Below are 17,255 nucleotides of genomic sequence, written 5' to 3' on the forward strand. Positions count from 1 at the left end.
TGAGGCCTGTGTTGTATCGGCGAGGCCAATGCAGCAGTTCGGCAGCGTCTTTGAGAGCTGTTGTAGGCTCGGCCTAAGCCCATTGGCGCAAGCCTGTCTGAACGAAGCGCTTGGCCTTGCTGTTATCCGGTGGTGATCTGTGGTGCCTTTTCGTCCTGCTGTTCTTGTTTTGGAACGCCCTTATGGTGAGCCCATCCGGGACGTGGGGCACCGGGAGCACGAAGGTGCAGGCAGGCCGTCAATAGACCGTGGGCTGAGAGCCCGAGCTCGTTACATGGCCGCCCCTCGCGACTTTCCCGGAGGCGCTGCGAGCGCGGATCAGTAGATGTCGTGTTACCCGCCAGCTCCCGTCTTTGACCGAGCCAAGAAGGAGGAACGGGCATGCGCATCATCGGACTGGATATTCACCGCGCCTTCGCCGAAGCAGTGGCATGGGAGGATGGCAGGCTCAGGCGACTCGGCCGCGTCGACATGCCGCGCGATCTGCTGGCGGCGTTCGCCGCGAAGCTGTCGCCGAACGATGTCGGGGTGATCGAGGCCACCGGCAACGCGACGTCCGCTGCAGCTGTGGTTGCGCCGCATGTGAAGAAGGTGGGGATCGGCAACCCGAAACAGGTGCGTATCATTGCCTATGCCAAGATCAAAACGACGATCGACGCCGACGTTCTTGCGCAGCTCTATGCCAGCGGCTTCTTGCCAGAAGTCTGGATTGCGGACGAGCCGACGCAGGCTCTGCGTCGACAGGTGACACGGCGCAATCAGATTGTCCGACAGAGATCTCGATGAAGACCGTCATCCAGTCGATCCTTCATAGCCACCTGATCCCGTCCTGCCCGCATGCCGACCTGTGCGGCGCCAAGGGTCGGACCTGGTTAATCGAGCAGGTCGTACCGCAGGACGAGCGCCTCGCGATCGATCGGCATCTGCGCGAGTTCGACCGATTGGGCGAAGACCTCCAGGTCATCGAACGCGATCTTGCCCGCTCGGCTCTCGAGGATGAAGGCGTGAAGCGGCTGATGACCATTCCCGGCGTCGACATCACCGTCGCGCTGGCGATGAAGGCGGCGATCGGCGACGTGTCGCGCTCGACGATCCGCAGAAGCTCGTGACCTATCTCGGGTTGAACCCAAGCGTCCGACAGTCCGGCCAGGTCCGGCCTACCATGGGCGGATCACCAAGCAGGGCCGTGGTCATGCGCGCGGCATGCTCGTCGAGGCGGCCTGGGCGGCCGCTCGTGCTCCCGGACCGTTGCGAGCCTTCTCCCTGCGGCGTGCGAGCCCGGCGCGGACAGCATGTCGCGGCCGTGGCAACCGCACGCAAACTCTCTGTCGTGATCTGGCATCTGTTGATGAAGGGCGAGAGTTACGCGTGGGCTCGACCCTCCCTGCATGCCAAGAAGCTTGCGCGATGTGGAACTCAAGGCCGGGAGCAAGGCTGTGCGCGGCCAAAAGGGAGCCGCGCACGCCTACAACATAAAGAGCTACCGGGAAGAAGAGCGCCGCTGGGTGGAGCAGGCCGAGGGCGCCTATGCACGCCTCGCCGCCGGTTGGAACCCACGAGGTCCGAAGAGGGTAGGCACGGATGCCGCAAACGAGGCGCGACGATAGAAGCTGCGCGGCAGGGCTCTCATCTCGGACCCTGCTCTTCGCCACGCGGTCGTCCGTGCGCGACAGGAGAATAGCGCAGATTTATCAAAAAGGCTCTTGTCGATCACATCAGTGGTCTTGGGCGCTGTACGGCCGGGTGAAGACTTTGCAGGTGGCCCGGAAAGCGTTTGACCTGTAGCGAAGCAATTGTCGTCATTACGCGCTCGACCCGGGCGCCCAGCTTGGCATAAGAGCTACGTGGCCTCAGGAAGCGTCGTCAATGCAGACCATGGACGAATTCCCAGCCGATGCCGAGATGCAGGTCGACCGTGCCTGTCGCCGTCCGGTGATGCGATGCCCCCGAGCGCATGAGTTCGCCCCGGATGCTCCCGGTCACGACGCACGGGTTCGGGTTCCAAGGCGCTCAGTTTGTTCGCGCCCAATCGGTGTAGGACGCGGCAGAAATACGAGCGTGACGAAATCGGAAAGAATGATCCTGAAGCGGCGATTCGGTAGACCCGGGTCAAACTATCCGACGAAATAAACGAGCACTGGATGGGCAGGAGAGCGTCGCGAACTGGAGGGCAAGAGCTCCCGGACGCAGCGTTAAGTTTGAATACCTCCGCGGACATGGTCGCGAGCTCATCGCGCAAATAATCGAGCAGCCGAGCGCCGGCCGCACTCATGACCGGCTGGGCTCGGTTAATCTTGCATGCCGCGCCCATGAGGTTGCGCTCTGTCGGGAGTGCGTCGAGCACAACGAGGAGATGTAGTTCACGACCTTTGAAACGCGTGGTCAACTATCCAAAGTGTGGATGCCTTTCATCGAAACAAACGATTTCATCAATGTTGTGGAATCCTGCATGGGCAGAAGCACCTGACGGACACCGATGCCCCACTGCCTCATGGCGTGGCGAGCGTCTTAAGAAACCGCCCGAAAGGAGATTTTTCATGCGCTCTACCGGGCAGTGGAGTGTTGGGAAAGGGAGTTGCAACTGACCGGCCATGTCAAACTGTCCGACTTCTTCCGAGCCTATGGACAGACTGGGAGACGCGCACGGTGTAGCGGCTCACATCGTCATACTGCACCTACGCCACACACCGGCCGGACCTGATCCGGCTTTATGAGCATTGGGCTTTGTCAGTCGCACAAGCGTGGTGGCTATTTTCGCGAGGCGGCGCGCCTCAGGAACTGAGCCGCGTCCAGGTCGAAACGCGGGAAAGAAAGACAGGAAACAGAATGGCCGATCAATTCGCAACGGACGTCATTGCCCTGATCAAGAAACGCGCCGAGTCGGAGAGCGGTGAGGGAATGCCTGCGTCATTCGTCGGCGAGATAACAATCGCCACGGAACTGGACGCGCTCGGGTTCGATTCGCTGGGTTTGGCGGACGTCCTCTGGGATGTGGAACAGGCCTACGGCATCAAGATCGATATGAACACGGCCGATGCCTGGTCCAATCTCAAGAATGTCGGCGACGTCGTCGACGCCGTCCGCGGCTTGCTTGCGAAGGAGGCTTGAATGGACAGGCGCGTCGTCATCACCGGAGTGGGCGGCCTGTGCGGACTGGGCACTGACGCCGCCTCTATGTGGAAAGAGATCCGCGAAGGCCGCTCCGCCATCGGCCCGCTCGCCAATTCCGAGCTTCATGACCTGGAGGGCATGACCGGCGCTGAGATCAAGGCGCTACCCGAGCACGACATCGATCGCAAGCAGCTCGTCTCCATGGCCCGCTTCAGCTTGCTCGCCGTGCTTGCAGCGCGCGAAGCCATGCGGCAGGCCGGACTTTCCTGCGACGAAGGGAATGCCCATCGCTTCGGCGCTACAGTGGGCGTCGGCGGCTTGGGCTGGGATGTAATGGAGGAAACTTACCGGGCCCTCCTTTTGGACGGCGCGAGGCGAGTTGGCATCCTCGCTGTACCCAAAACGATGCCAAGCGCCGCCGCCGGCCAGGTGAGCTTGCGCCTCGGCTTGCGCGGGCCGGTGTTCGGGGTGACCTCCGCATGTGCCTCGGCCAACCATGCGATCGCCTCGGCGGTGGATCAGATCAAGCTGGGCCGGGCCGACGTAATGGTTTCCGGAGGCAGCGACGCACCCTTCGCATGGGGCGTGCTGAAAGCATGGGAAGCAATGCGCGTGCTTTCACCCGATACCTGCCGGCCCTTCTCCGCCGATAGGAAGGGCCTGGTGCTGGGCGAGGGTGCTGGCATGGCCGTGCTGGAAAGCTACGAGCATGCCAGGGCGCGTGGTGCCACAATCCTTGCCGAGATCGCCGGCGTCGGCCTTTCCGCCGATGCCTTCCACATCGCCGCGCCATCTGTCGAGGGGCCNCAGGGCGCGTGGTGCCACAATCCTTGCCGAGATCGCCGGCGTCGGCCTTTCCGCCGATGCCTTCCACATCGCCGCGCCATCTGTCGAGGGGCCAGCGTCAGCGATGCGCGCCTGCCTTGCCGATGCCGGGCTGAATGCCGAGGACGTCGACTACCTCAACGCGCACGGCACCGGTACCAAGAGCAATGATCAGACTGAAACGGCGGCGATCAAGCGTGTGTTTGGAAACCACGCTTATTCGATGTCCATCTCTTCCACCAAGTCCACGCACGCGCATTGCCTCGGCGCAGCGAGCGCGCTTGAAATGATCGCCTGCGTGATGGCAATCCAAGAGGACGTCGTGCCGCCGACCGCCAACTATCGCGAGCCAGACCCCGCTTGCGATCTCGACGTCACGCCCAATGTGCCGCGCGAGCGCAAGGTGCGCGTCGCCATGAGCAACGCCTTCGCCATGGGCGGCACGAACGCAGTTCTGGCATTCAGGCAGGTGTAGAAGCCATGCAAGACGCCTCATTTGAGGTCACCATCTAGCTGCTTGAGGGGCGGGGCATTGTGATACAGGGGGAGCTGTGTGGCCCCTCTTTCTCGGCCTCGACGATGTGGAAGGAGCCTGTGCCGCGAAACGGGCCGACGCCCCCCAGGCCCAGAACTTGGGCGAAACCAACTCCCACCAAAGGACAGCCGGTTTAGTAGCCGAACAATGAAGCCTCGCTCGACGAGCCGCCGCCTCTACTGTCAGCGGCATCACGCGGTTGAAGCGAACAGCGCAGCGGCTACTGTTCAGCACAACTCGGATGGCAATTGGGACAAGTGCGCACATGTCGTCACGTACGCTGAACGCCGCAGGTACAGCCAAATTGGGGGCGGGGCGTTTCTGCCGTTTTGATAGAATTCTATCAAACTGACAATTTTCCTTGCACAAATGCAAGGAGAGCTCGATTGACCCCTCCCTCTCTTGCGTCAACGATGGGTTTGCAGGCTGCGGTGCGGCAGAAGCCGGACAGAACGGCGACCGGTCGAGTAAAGGCCTGCGCAAACGGCATATTGCGAGCGCCCGCGCGGAGGAGAAGACGCTCGTCCTGGTGAAAGGCAACGATGCTCAGGCGCCATTGCCATTTGCCGAGGGCGTCCGCGCGCCGGAAATTTCGAAGCAACAAAGGTGAGATCGAGAATGATGATGACGAAATACAACACAGCTCACCGTCCAGTGCAGTTCTACCGGCGGGTGGCGGAGTGGGATGGGCTGCCAAATGGAACGTAAAAAGATCAGCAAGGAGATGCTTGGCGATAGTCAGGCGCTGCGCAAGCTGCGTGAGCACCTTGTCAAGGTGGCCAAGGCGAAGACTACGGTCCTGTTGCGAGGTGAATCCGGAACCGGCAAGGAGCTGGTTGCCAAAGCCATTCACGAGCTCTCGCCTCGCGCCAAGCAGCCCTTCATCAAGGTCAATTGCGCGGCGCTCACCGAGACGCTTCTGGAATCTGACTTGTTCGGTCATGAGAAGGGTGCCTTCACCGACGCGAGCAGTTTGCGCAAGGGGCGCTTTGAGGCTGCCGACAAAGGCACATTGTTTCTGGACGAGATTGGCGAAATATCAGGTTCGTTCCAGGCTAAGCTGCTGCGTGTCCTGCAGGAGCAGGAGTTTGAGCGCGTCGGCAGCAACCACACCATTAAAGTTGATGTTCGCGTGATTGCCGCAACGAACAGGGACTTGGAAACGGCAGTTCAACGCAAGGAGTTCCGGCAAGACCTCTATTATCGCATCAACGTCGTCACTTTGCGCGTGCCGGCATTGCGCGAAAGGCGAGGTGATATTCCGCTCTTGGCCGCTCAGTTTCTCAAGAATTTCAATACTGAGAATGATCACACGCTGACCTTCGCTCCCGAAGCGATTGAGGTGCTAATGAACTGCGAATTTCCAGGTAACATCCGAGAGCTCGAAAACTGCGTTCAACGGACGGCAGTTCTGGCGACGGGTCCATCAATCCTCAGAACTGACTTTGCCTGTTACGCGGATCAGTGCTTGGCCGCGGCGCTGTGGAAGAACGGACCGCCGACGTCAGAGAAGTCGACTACGATCGAGCCTTCCGCCGCCTGTGCCGCCCCGCCCGTCGGCGACGGGCAAGCGCCGATAGGCCCTGCCACGACTCGTGGTAGGGTGCCCGATGCCGATACGGTCATTGCTGCCATGGAAAAGTGTGGCTGGGTGCAGGCAAAGGCGGCGCGCCTGCTCGGTTTGACCCCGCGCCAGATCGGCTACGTGCTGAGAAAACGCGGTATCGAGATCAAGCGTCTCTGAAACAACCCGCCGAGCAAGAGCTGGAGCAGGTCAAGCATTGGTGCTCTGGCGCCGAGCCCATCGGCCAGGCTTACGAAGTGGGTGTGAACAGCGCTGCCAAGATTCCGGCCGTGTGCTTTCTACCACCAGTCGTACTGGGGCTCTGCGACTGACAAACTAAAAAGGAGTAATCCTATGGCTAGTAACTTCGCTCTACACCGCAAGGGCAAATCAATTCGACGTGCCTGAAATCCAGAAATAATCGATGTATCATTGGTGACACGCCAGCATGCGTAGAGGCGACGCACAGATGTCCGCTGGCGGGACCTGGTCGATACATAAGCTGATCGCTTACCGCTCGATATCGCGCCAATCTGAGATGGGCATGAAAGTGAGTTCGACCGCTGGACAGTTGCCGACTTCGTCAGGTATTGGCCCCTGCGACCGGTTGATCTGCGATATTTCCAACTTCGCAGAAGTTGGTCGAGACGAAACTGTCGCCCCGGCTCGTGACCGCGCGCCCGGCAAGACCGAGTTACAAAGTTGCCGAGGCCAGTTTGATGTGCGTTCCTGCATCACTGCACGGGACACGACCTGACGGGAGACTATGATGCGTAGCCAAAAAGAAAAGATGCTCGCAGGCGAGTTTTACAATGCGGCGGATCCGGAGATCCAAGCTGACCTGTTGGCCACCGGGGCTTGGCTCAAGCGGTACAATGATACGCTGGGGCAGACCACGGGGCATTGGCATGAGCTTTTGTCCGAGCGGCTGGGAGAGGTTGGGCGCGGAACGGTCATCCGTCCGCCCTTTTTTTGCGACTACGGATTCAATATCCGCATTGGCGCCAATGCCTACATCAACTTCAACTGCGTTATTCTTGACGTGGTAGAGGTCAAAATCGGGCAAGGAACGGCAATTGGGCCTGCCGTGCAGATTTATACCGCCGATCATCCACATGATGCCGAGCAGCGGCAGGCCGGCCTGCAGGTCGGGCGTCCTGTTCGCATTGGCAGCCGTGTCTGGATCGGCGGTGGAGCAATCATTCTGCCTGGCGTCACGATTGGCGATAATGCGGTCGTAGGCGCTGGCAGCGTGGTCACACGAGATGTTCCCGCCGGGGCAAAGGTAGTGGGAATTCCTGCTCGCGTCGCCAACCCACATAAACAGGCATAATCAACCTCCTTGACCCTGGAGGTGCATGCGAACTGTCGAAACTGTGCCAAATTTCTGCCGAAGCCATTGAGCGCTGCATATCTTGTCGCGGTTCGGCTCGGGCGCTTCAGTTCTTTTGCCACGGGTGTCACAAAATCATGTGCGTAATGCCGCCGCAACGTGCTCACGTCCCGCAGCAGCGGGCCCTTTGACATGGCCCAACGAATTCAGAGCCTTCGTTGTGCTGCCAGTAGCATTACTGCTCACGAATGTATTCCCAACTGAGTTTTCGCCCTTGGAGGCAAGCGACTCACCAGCAATCGCCGGCCATTAATCCTGGCTAGCATCGACCCCGACGAGGCGAGCCGCGGCGTTGCGGATCGGCATGTCGATGACCGTGATCGCGCCTTCGGCAAGGAAACGACGTTCGTTTCTGGTCAGCGTAGCCGAATCGATCACCGCAAAGTGTGGGCCAGTGGAGCGCTTCATCATCTGTCTGGCATATGTGCGCAGCATCTGATCGTTGAAGCGGCAGCCCACGAAGAAAAAACCCCGGTTGACGCGCCGTTGCTTCACCACGTCCGGGATCGGCGTCTGGATATCAATTTCGGTTAGGACTTCGACGTAATCGGAATCAGCCACGAGGAAGTTTGCGGCCGGCCTGACGCTGCCGTGCGGCGCATAGAGCACCGTCCTAGCCACTTGTTCGGCGTCGAGTTCTGTTCCTGACAAATCGTAAGTTCTCGTCCAGATGTTACCGATTCCGGTCGCGCGCGTCGTTCCTTGTATCTCGACAACGTCTGTTTGGCCGGCCTCTGCAAGGGCTGCTCGCATGGCGCCATCGTACCAGCTATCGATGATGACAGACAGTTGAAGGGTTGCGAGCCAGGCGTGAAGAACGGTCGGCTCGGCGGGGGCTGCGAATATCTCCGCCATCCACGCTTGAAGAGTCCGACGATGTCGGCGCTGCTCGATAAACTGCGCGACCGACCACATATTGGTGCGAATCCTGGAAGGGGCAGGCGCCCGCTTGTTGAGCGCCGCGGCGACATCTTCAGGGGTGCAAGGTACAGGTGATTCCGGCGCGTTAAGCTGCAGAAGACCAGGACCGAGATAGGGGATCACTCGATCGGCCTTGAGAGCGCCCTTCAGCAGGTCAATCAGCTTTTTGGCAAAACTGCCCCGGACGACGACGAGATGGTCCCAGCTCAGCATCGTGTTCATACGCGTTTCCTCTCCGCCACTGAACCCACCGGCATCAGGCCCCGTCGGAAATCTTCATCGCCTCGACGGTGATCGGCAAACGCGTATCGCGCGGAAGGTCGGGCAGCATGAGCCGCCAACCGTTCCTGAGCGTCACGGTCCCGCCCCATAAGTCTGCGTTCTCAATCTCGGTGATCGGCTCTTCGAGATCCTTCTTGGGGACATAAGCCGACAAGCCAGTAGCGGTCCTGCGAATCATTACTTTCATCCGGCTGTTCCTCCGTTGGAAATGCCTTCAGCTCCGCAGGGAACCTCGACTTTGTCGAGGCTAATGAGTTCGCGCGCTCGCATGCCGACGACCGTGCCACGATCGATCCATTCGACCGCATAGATGAAGAATTGCTGGAGAAAGGTTCCAATGTCGCGCACGTAGCCTTCATCGCCCTTCCGCACGAGGTTTTCGCCGATCTCCTTGCCGGGATAGGTGCCGTCGTTTTTTATGTGGCGTGTCGCACGGACGCGCTCACCCTGCATGAACCGTGGCGGTCTGCCGATTTCGACCTCCTGTTCGCGTCTGGACCACATGCTGTCCATTCCTTTCTCGAGGCTTTTGGTGTGGTCGCGGGTTGCAGGCGTCCTCGTGCGGCGAACCCGACCGTTTCGGTAGGAATCAAGCGGGAACGCAGGTTTTCGATACCGGACAGACCGACACGCATTGCTGCGTATCGAAGGCCTCCTTGCATTCGGTGCACTTGTTTGGATCGATCACATAGGCGTCGCCCTTGAACTTGATCGCTTCCGAGGGACATTCGAACTCGCAGGCCCCGCATTGGGTACATTGGGATGCGATGATCTTGAAAGCCATTCTAACTCCTGGTTATCGGACGAGACGGCTCAGGCCGTCGCCGCTAGTGGTCTGATCCCAAGCTCTGCCGCGTAAAGTGCGCTGACTGCGGTCTCGATGTAGTCATGGCCATAGGCGTCGGTTACGCGCAGTCCAGCTCGCGAGAGTTGTTCCTTCGGGCGATTTCCGATCTTGGCGCATAGGACTATGTGTATGCCTTCCAGCGCAGCGATGACGCCCTCGAGGGTGGCGTCTTCGCCCCCGCCTCCGAGGCAATACCGCTCGACCTTCCGATGCCCGACCAAGCTGATCCCTCTAGGCGAGACTTCATAAACCTGGAACTCCTTCGCGTGGCCGAAGTGTTCATTGACGCGTCCACCTCCCTTAGTGGCCACCGCAACCAGAAGCGACTTTTCGGAGTCTGTTGCCTTGACCATACCGATGGCTTCGCTCCTCGCCGCCTCGTGATCACGGCGCTCGTGTGCGACCACCTGCCGATAGGCCTGACGCTTGCCAGCCTCGTAGGTGACACCGTCGGGAATCCCGTCCAGCGTGAATTCCTGGCCACGATCTTCACCGAGCAGGCCGACAGCATCTGCCCGGCACTGCCGGCAGTGGCGCATCAACTTGGCGCCACCTTCAAGTCGATCCTGAAGAGCCATCATCTCCATTGCCGTTGGGCCGCGCTGCCCGATGAGTCCGTAGTGGGTGCCGTGCGCCGGGTCCGAAATCAGAGGCATCACGTTGTGCAGGAACGCGCCCCGCTCCTTCACCATTTTGTTCACCTCAAACAGGTGCTGGTCGTTCACTCCAGGAATCATCACCGAGTTGATTTTGGTGAGGATGCCGCGCGCGCTCAGCATCTCCAGGCCCAGCATCTGCCGCGCGTGCAAGATTCGAGCCGCTTCGATGCCGAAGTAGCGGCGATTTTCATAAAAGATCCAAGGATAGATCTTTGCGCCGACTTCCGGGTCGACCATGTTGATGGTGATCGTCACGTGATCAACATTCATTTCGGCAAGCTCGGCGACATGGTCCGGCAGCACGAGCCCGTTGGTGGAGACACACAGCTTTATGTCGGGAATTTCCCTGATGACGCGGTCGAACGTTGCCTTCGTTTTCTCCCAATCGTAACAGGCATCCCCCGGCCCAGCGATGCCAAGAACCGAAAGCTGCGGAACTTCGTTGGCAACCGCGATGACCTTGCGTAGCGCTTGGTCGGGCGTCAGCTTCTCAGACACAACGCCAGGCCGGCTCTCGTTGGCGCAATCGTATTTGCGATTGCAGTAGTTGCACTGGACATTGCAAGCCGGCGCGACCGCCACATGCATACGCGCGAAATAGTGATGCGCTTCCTCCGAAAAGCAGGGGTGATCCTTGATCTTGTCCCAAATAGCCGGATCCACATCGCCCGGGCTGGTCGGCGACGAGCCGTAGGAGGACGGTGCGCAGCCACCGGATTTCGCGGCTGCCAGAAAACCCTCGGATGTCGTGCTGGTCGGCCCCTCAATCGAAACTGTCGGTGAGGACATCAAACGGCTCCGTTGCTGGTAACGTCGCGGTTCAAGGTGCAAGAGCCATACCAACTTAAAAAAGCGGCTTCAGTTCACTATTTGGGTCGATGTCGGATTGTGTGAGGCCGGCGCGACACAATTTTGTCCTGCTTGCGACAGTGCAAGTCCAAATCCGTTCAGAAGCACAAAGCACTCCTTGTCGCGCAGAGGGCGCGCAAGACCACTGGCCTGACGATTGGCTCATCAGGCTCTTAGAATTTCCTTCACCTCGATACTATGCCGGCGTATCGCCTAGCCGACTTGTCGCGGCGTGAGGCGGAGAATTCGAGCCGCATTAGCCTGAACCCAGCCGGCCTTCTCCATTGTGTCGATCAGCCGGTCACGCTCCGTCCGTCGCGGTCCCAGCGCCGGTCCGGCCGTATCGTTAGAATCGCAACCGGCTATCTCGTGTTCAGGGGCGCCGATGCGCCTAACCGGCTTCGTGCTGGGCCGTGAGAGCTCGTCGATGCCATTGCCACGTTCCGAAAGATTGGTTCCTTCCAGAGGAGAACGCGCAAGTGTGGCTGTTCTTTACACGCTAGTTCTCCAGCTCGCGGACGTTGCCGCGGAAATAGCATTGCGAGATCAGCTCAACTGCCGACGGCGTAAAGCCATGGTTCTCCATATTTCAAAAGTAAGCGCCGTGTCCTTCCAGGAGTGCCCGCGATCTGTGGGCCTGCCGATTCTGAGGTGGATCGGAGATCGGCTTGTGTCTGAACTTGAACTTTACGATTGACCCTGAGCGGCAGCCTCGCGTTTCAAGGTGATCAACGGCGCTGTTAGTCGGCAGGCATTGGTCGATGGACGACAAGGGACGGAGTCATCGCCGAGACCCTGGGGCCGAACGTGGTGATCTCGGAGGTTGCCCGGCGCTACGGGCTGCGGCCGCGGCGGAACGCTCGCAAGCTTGCGACGTCGGCAGGACAGGCCACTCCCGCCTTTGTTCCGGTGGTGGTTTCGGTGGCGCCACCGGAACGACCCGTTGGGCCTACATCCGTGCACCAGAACTCAAGGCCGCGGCCTGAGAATCGGCCGCCCGCTCACCCTTTCCTCAGCCGACAGCGCTAAGAAGGAGAGCAACTTCCGTCGGTGCGAGGATCATTGCGTCGTGGCCAGTGGCGAGTTCCTGCCACGCCCAGCCATCCTGCTTCGCGACCCATTCTCGCGCTCCCGCCGTCGGCGGGTGGAGCGGATTAGTGCAGACGACATAGGTCCGGGGCCTGCCGTTGCCGAGCGGGTGCTCGAGCTTAAGTCCGCTTTCGTAGGTGCTTGCCGGATGCGGTGTTTATCCGGCGCCGCACCCAGTCCGTGAGCGAGTGTCCCTTGGGAATGCCGAATGCTGTTGGCGGCGGAGTCGGCATGAAGATACCCCGTCCTTCCTCCGCAACCAATTTTCGACGGGCGGCGACGATGTCGGGGGGCATGGTGCTGAATACACTTTGACCGCTCTCGACGATGGCGCCGTCGAGATAAACGAGATGGCTGATATGGTCGGGTATCCGGTCGGCGGCGCCGGTGATGCTGATGCCGCCTAGACTGTGACCGACAAGGATCACATCGCTCAGCTCTTCCGTTACAATGTGGTTGACGATGTCGGTCACGAATGTGTCGGGCGTGATGTCCTTGCACAGCAAATGTGCGCGTTCGCCGACACCTGTCTGGGTCGGCGTGGTCACGTGGCATCCCATCTTGCGAAGATTGGCGGCGACGTCCCGCCAACACCATCCGCCATGCCAGGCACCATGCACTAGCACATACGTCTTTGTCATGGATTGTGCCGTTCCATTTGCTCACCGGCCGTTGTGGCTGCCATCCGGCACGATGGCCGAACGTTGTCCCAAAGGGGCTCGACCACGTTACCGGTGGTAAGTCCGGCGCACAGGCCGCCGCCGTGGCCTGAGGACACCCCTACCAGTCGAGGAAATTTGAATTGCGAAAGCCCAATATTCACTAGCTCTTTGCAAGTGGATGGAGAGGCTCATGGTGTGCCGCAGTTGCTCGCTGCCGGCATGCTCTTGGCACGGTGCCGGCTGATCATCCGAACTTGAACAGGACACCAAAGCCGCCGCGCGGATAGTTCCACTCGATGTCGCCGCCTTTCTCGCACAATATCCGGCAGGTGCCGCATTCCATGCAGCCGTCGGCGGTGATCTCGACTTGGCCCCTGTCATTCAACTCATAGCATTTCGCTGGACAGACGTAGGTCAACGCAAGCAAGTTCGCGCTTGGCTTCTCGTGCGGTCGCACTATGATATGGGGGCGGCCCGAATCGACCAGGTAGCGGTTCTGGTAAAGCTTGTCCTCGACACGAACCTTCGTCACTGCGATCGTCATCTTGTACCCTCTTCAGCGCCATGCCAATGCCAGGCGGACCGCGTCGCTGACCAACCCCCAGCGCGAGCGCGCGTTGATGAAGGCGGCCGTGGTGGCCCTTTCCTTCTCGATCTTCGGCGTGCCGTCGACACGCATGAAGCTCTGAGCGGCATACGACATCAACCGCGGATAGCTGGTAAAAAAGTTGCTGGAATTGGTGTGGAGTAAGGCTGGCATGTCCTTGTATTTCTTAAGATCCTTGATCACAAAGGATTCATCCAACATCGTCTTGTAGAGCGCAAGGTTCCCTTTGGTCATAGGACCGTTGCGGCTTTTGACTTTGATGATCGCCTCAGCCGCGACACGACCTGAGGTCATGGCAAGGTTCGAACCCTCACGGTGAATGGCATTGTTCAGTTGCGCTGCGTCGCCGACGATGACCCAACCGTCGCCGAACAGCTGCGGAATGGCCCTGTAACCACCTTCGGGGATAAGATGGGCGGCATATTCTTTCACCTCCGAGCCAGCGATCAGCGGCCGGATCGAAGGATGGTTTTTCATCGCGTCTAGGAGGGCGGACGGGCTCTCCAACGTCGCGGCGAAATCCGAGACCAGGCAGCCGATGCCGAGTGAAATCGACTCCTTGTTGGTGTAAAGGAAGCCGAGCCCGGCCATGCTGCGAGAAATCGTGCCCACGGCCTCGATTACGCAGCCTTCATCGCCCTTGACACCGAACCGCTGGCCAATGACCTCTTCGGGCAAGAAATGCATTTCCTTGACGGCAAGTGCCACGGTCTCCGGCTTCGGCATCTCGCGCAGGCCTGCGCGAGTGCCAAGCAATCCCGACACCCCTTCTGCGAGAACGACCACATTCGCGAAGACCACTCCGCCAGCCCGGTCTGTGCGGACGCCGATCACCTTGCCATTGCCATCACGGACGAGTTCCGTCGCGGTCGTCTCACACAGGACCGTCGCGCCAGCCTCGCGCACCTTGCGGGAAAACCATTTGTCGAACTGGGCGCGGATGATCGTGTAGCGGTTGGGTTTCGCCTCATTGAAGTCGTCCGACCGGTAATGAATTCCGGTGTGAGATGTGTTGTCCATCACCCAAAGTCGCTGTTCGACCAGGTGCCGCTCGAGGGGCGCATCATCCCGGAAGTCCGGGATGATCTTCTCCAGCATGTTCGCGTACATTATGGCGCCCTGGACGTTCTTAGAGCCCGGATATTCCCCGCGCTCCAACTGCAGTACCTTCAGCCCCTGGCTTGCCAAAGTGTAAGCAGCTGCGTTTCCGGACATGCCGGCTCCGACCACAATGGCATCGAATTGTTCAATCATGTCTTCTCCCTCAACTCGCAAGCTTGTCTCGACTGTGCGGCGACAGCCGCCGGGTGAAGGCTTCCGTGAGTGCGGGCAGGAAGCGGATTGCATCCGTGACGATCCCGAGGTGGGCGAACTCGAAAATCGGCGCGTTCGGATCGGTGTTGATCGCTACGATGAGATCGGCCCCCTCGACCCCAACTCGGTGCTGGATGGCGCCGGAAATTCCGGCCGCGATGTAAAGCTTCGGTCGAATGGTCTTGCCAGTTTGGCCAATCTGCCGATCAGCCGGCATCCAGCCCTTCTGGACCAAGGGGCGCGAACAGCCATGCTCGGCGCCGATCGCTCGGGCAAGATTCTTCACAAGCTGAAGGTTCTCCGCCGCACCGAGACCGAGGCCTCCCGCAACCACGACATCCGCATAGGCAAGATTTGCCATTGCCGACTGGTTATCCGGTAGGAAGCCGAGGACTTTGGTGACGATATCGTCCTCAACGAGCGACAGCTTGTGCCGCATGACACGCCCGACCGGCTTATCCACCCGTTGCGGCATAGGCATGACCCTTGGTCGCACGGTCGCCATTTGCGGCCGGTAATTTAGTGTATAGATCGTACACAACAACGAGCCACCAAAAGTCGGACGGGTCGCGGCGAGTGAACCGTCGGAATCTACATCAAGTTCGGTGCAGTCGGCCGTGAGCCCCGTCTGCAGGGTCGTCGCTACCGAGCCCGCAAGATCCCTGCCCAGTGTGGTCGCGCCGAGAAGGAGGATTTCGGGTTTATGGGTATTGACCAGATCCGTGAGCGCCTTGGCGAACGGCTCGTTCCGGTAGTCGGCGAGCGGCGGCGCATCGACGATGTAGACAAGATCCGCCCCGTAAGCGAAGGCCTCGGCAACAGCGTCCTCGACCATCTCGCCCGGCGGTCCCAGCACGACGCCCGCGAGCTGGACTTCAAGCTTGTCGGCTAATTTGCGGCCTTCACCCAGCAGTTCGAATGATACAGGATGCACATTGCCGCGTTCGAGCTCGAGGAAGACCCACACGTGCCGGTAGTCTTTGAAACGGTCGGGAAGTTCTTTCTTTACACCGGCACGGCCGGGGGCAATGCGAGGGGTAGTTTGGCTTGCGGTCGACATTTTCTGCTCCTGGCCGTCACGTGCCGCTGTTGAAGGCCAACTCATGTTCCAGCGCCGGCCGGCGGGTTAAGATATCGGCGATGAGTTCATCGGCTATGTCCTGCAAGCCCCTTTCCGCGGTGTCGATCTGCGCCGCGCTTTCTGCCCGTGCGGTGGGGGCGAAAACACGCTTGACGACTGTCGGCGAGCCACGCAGACCGCACCGGGTGAGATCGTCAATGCCGGCGTCGGCTGCAGTCCACTTCACGACTTGGCTGCGCGCCGCGCAAAGAGCCTGCTGGAGCGAGCCCCGGCGGATTTCGTTGGTGTCTTCCAGCATGGTAATGAGGCAAGGGAGTCTGCTCTTCAGCAACTGGGTGCCGCCTTCGGCGCGACGCGCGACTTCGATCTCTCGCGTTTTGAGATCGATGGAGGCAATCTTCGCGACATAGGTAAGTTGCGATAGATCCAGGCGCTTGGCTATGCCGGGTCCGACCTGGGCGGTATCGCCGTCAATCGTCTGCTTGCCGGTGAAGACGATGTCTGGCCTGCCGAAAGTCTCCCCAATTTTTGCGATTGCTTGCGAAAGAGCAAAGGAGGTCGCCAGCGTATCGGATCCGGCAAAATAGCGGTCCGTCAAGAGAACTGCTCGGTCAGCACCGTAACCGAGCGCCTTTCGCAGCGAGTCCTCCGCCATGGGCGGACCCATTGTGAGCACAGTAACCTCGCCACCATGAACGTCGCGCAGTTTGAGCGCTTCTTCGAGGGCGAACAGGTCGTAAGGATTGATGATGGTCGGCACACCCTGACGCATGATCGTGTTCGTCACCGGGTGGACGCGGATCTGTGCCGAATCCGGCACCTGCTTGATGCAGATTACGATGTGCATTGGCGATTTCTCTAAGCTCCCAGTCCGGATGCGTGCTTGGCGGTTCACCTCATGCCTGCATCGTTCATGCCAAGTCTTCTTCCTGCCTCTATTCCAGAAGGTGGCTTCGTTTGCTTCCGAGGAGGCGTCATGAGGACTGGATTTGTCGACTTCTCGACATTGTCGCGTCGCAGCCGTGTCGGGCTCATTACTTTCCGAACCGCTTCAGTGCAGAGTTGAGCGGGACGAAAGCGCGGCCAGGTGCGGCACATACGTTTGGATCGTGGTCCCTTAGCACCTTGAACACACGTTGCGTGAGCGGCGAGGAAGTCGCGAAATCTTCGTAGGCGCGTTCCAGCTTGGCGCGCACCCGCGCGGCGATTACCTGGTCAGGCAGACCGGAGAAATCTTCTTCGGCAAGGTATTGGCCCACGCGCTTCATGATATGGAGCCGCGAGACATTCATCACTTTCGGGTCGTAGGAGACGCCAAGGCAGGCGAAGAAGTCCTCCGCAGCCGACAGGCCCTTCAGTCGCGCCAGGATATCGGTGGGATTGATCGGGCGGCTGTCAGCGGAGCAGTTCATTGTATTCTCCCGGCACGAAATTGTGGTGTCGATGCGTTGGTGACATTGCTGACGGCGTGCCGACCTCTGGCACGGCGGCTGGGCAAGAGACTTGGCGATCTCAA

13 protein-coding genes and 4 pseudogenes are annotated in these 17,255 nt (G+C 59.9%); 5 read left to right on the top strand and 12 right to left on the bottom strand.

All coding sequences use genetic code 11. The annotated features are described in order from the left end of the window. Positions 1–381 precede the first annotated feature (381 nt). From CIT31_RS01035 to CIT31_RS01060, 5 genes and pseudogenes are all read left to right on the top strand, one after another. A pseudogene (locus CIT31_RS01035) lies at positions 382–1,607 on the top strand (IS110 family RNA-guided transposase). Between the two features lie 1,219 nt (positions 1,608–2,826). Then, positions 2,827–3,108: an acyl carrier protein gene (locus tag CIT31_RS01040; protein WP_095517116.1), complete on the top strand. Its 282-nt coding sequence runs from the start codon at positions 2,827–2,829 to the stop codon at positions 3,106–3,108. After that, positions 3,109–4,411, top strand: a pseudogene (locus tag CIT31_RS01045) (beta-ketoacyl-[acyl-carrier-protein] synthase family protein). A 760-nt stretch (positions 4,412–5,171) separates the two neighbouring features. Beyond that, positions 5,172–6,215: pseudogene (gene nifA, locus CIT31_RS01055) on the top strand (nif-specific transcriptional activator NifA); the annotation flags it as partial. Between the two features lie 586 nt (positions 6,216–6,801). Next, on the top strand, positions 6,802–7,368 hold the full coding sequence (locus CIT31_RS01060; RefSeq protein WP_095484269.1) for a sugar O-acetyltransferase: 567 nt from the start codon (positions 6,802–6,804) through the stop codon (positions 7,366–7,368). Between the two features lie 309 nt (positions 7,369–7,677). On the opposite strand, the gene CIT31_RS01065 is transcribed toward CIT31_RS01060, so the two are convergent. The 12 genes and pseudogenes from CIT31_RS01065 to nifW form a co-directional block, all read right to left on the bottom strand. Beyond that, the gene (locus tag CIT31_RS01065) at positions 7,678–8,571 is read right to left on the bottom strand and encodes an SIR2 family NAD-dependent protein deacylase (protein WP_029356592.1); all 894 of its coding nucleotides are present in this window, start codon (positions 8,569–8,571) and stop codon (positions 7,678–7,680) included. Positions 8,572–8,605: 34 nt separating this feature from the next. Beyond that, on the bottom strand, positions 8,606–8,818 hold the full coding sequence (gene nifT, locus CIT31_RS01070; RefSeq protein ID WP_024505230.1) for a putative nitrogen fixation protein NifT: 213 nt from the start codon (positions 8,816–8,818) through the stop codon (positions 8,606–8,608). Beyond that, on the bottom strand, positions 8,815–9,135 hold the full coding sequence (locus CIT31_RS01075; protein WP_029356589.1) for a nitrogen fixation protein NifZ: 321 nt from the start codon (positions 9,133–9,135) through the stop codon (positions 8,815–8,817). The genes nifT and CIT31_RS01075 overlap by 4 nt, the downstream gene beginning before the upstream one ends. Before the next feature lie 85 nt (positions 9,136–9,220). Continuing rightward, complete coding sequence (locus tag CIT31_RS01080) at positions 9,221–9,415, bottom strand: 4Fe-4S binding protein (protein WP_095484272.1); 195 nt, start codon at positions 9,413–9,415, stop codon at positions 9,221–9,223. Positions 9,416–9,444: 29 nt separating this feature from the next. Then, a complete protein-coding gene (gene nifB / locus CIT31_RS01085; protein ID WP_095517119.1) occupies positions 9,445–10,926 on the bottom strand; it encodes a nitrogenase cofactor biosynthesis protein NifB in 1,482 nt (493 codons plus the stop codon). A gap of 273 nt (positions 10,927–11,199) precedes the next feature. Continuing rightward, positions 11,200–11,548 (bottom strand): annotated as a pseudogene (locus CIT31_RS01090) (helix-turn-helix domain-containing protein); the annotation flags it as partial. Positions 11,549–12,194: 646 nt separating this feature from the next. After that, positions 12,195–12,716 carry an alpha/beta fold hydrolase gene (locus CIT31_RS01095; protein WP_245316070.1) on the bottom strand — a complete coding sequence of 174 codons (522 nt, stop codon included), beginning with the start codon at positions 12,714–12,716 and terminating at the stop codon, positions 12,195–12,197. Between the two features lie 265 nt (positions 12,717–12,981). Beyond that, entirely contained in the window at positions 12,982–13,281 is a 300-nt protein-coding gene (locus CIT31_RS01100; protein WP_091599526.1) for a ferredoxin family protein, read from the bottom strand. 12 nt (positions 13,282–13,293) lie between these two features. Next, positions 13,294–14,598 carry an FAD-binding protein gene (locus CIT31_RS01105; RefSeq protein WP_095517120.1) on the bottom strand — a complete coding sequence of 435 codons (1,305 nt, stop codon included), beginning with the start codon at positions 14,596–14,598 and terminating at the stop codon, positions 13,294–13,296. 10 nt (positions 14,599–14,608) lie between these two features. Beyond that, positions 14,609–15,718, bottom strand: a complete 1,110-nt coding sequence (locus CIT31_RS01110; protein WP_024505237.1) for an electron transfer flavoprotein subunit alpha/FixB family protein — start codon at positions 15,716–15,718, stop codon at positions 14,609–14,611. A 16-nt stretch (positions 15,719–15,734) separates the two neighbouring features. Beyond that, the gene (locus CIT31_RS01115) at positions 15,735–16,586 is read right to left on the bottom strand and encodes an electron transfer flavoprotein subunit beta/FixA family protein (RefSeq protein WP_095484276.1); all 852 of its coding nucleotides are present in this window, start codon (positions 16,584–16,586) and stop codon (positions 15,735–15,737) included. A gap of 187 nt (positions 16,587–16,773) precedes the next feature. Continuing rightward, entirely contained in the window at positions 16,774–17,151 is a 378-nt protein-coding gene (gene nifW / locus CIT31_RS01120; RefSeq protein ID WP_095517121.1) for a nitrogenase stabilizing/protective protein NifW, read from the bottom strand. Positions 17,152–17,255: the final 104 nt, after the last annotated feature.

The organism is Mesorhizobium wenxiniae, from assembly GCF_002284535.1.
In the GTDB taxonomy this organism is placed as follows: Bacteria; Pseudomonadota; Alphaproteobacteria; order Rhizobiales; family Rhizobiaceae; genus Mesorhizobium; species Mesorhizobium wenxiniae.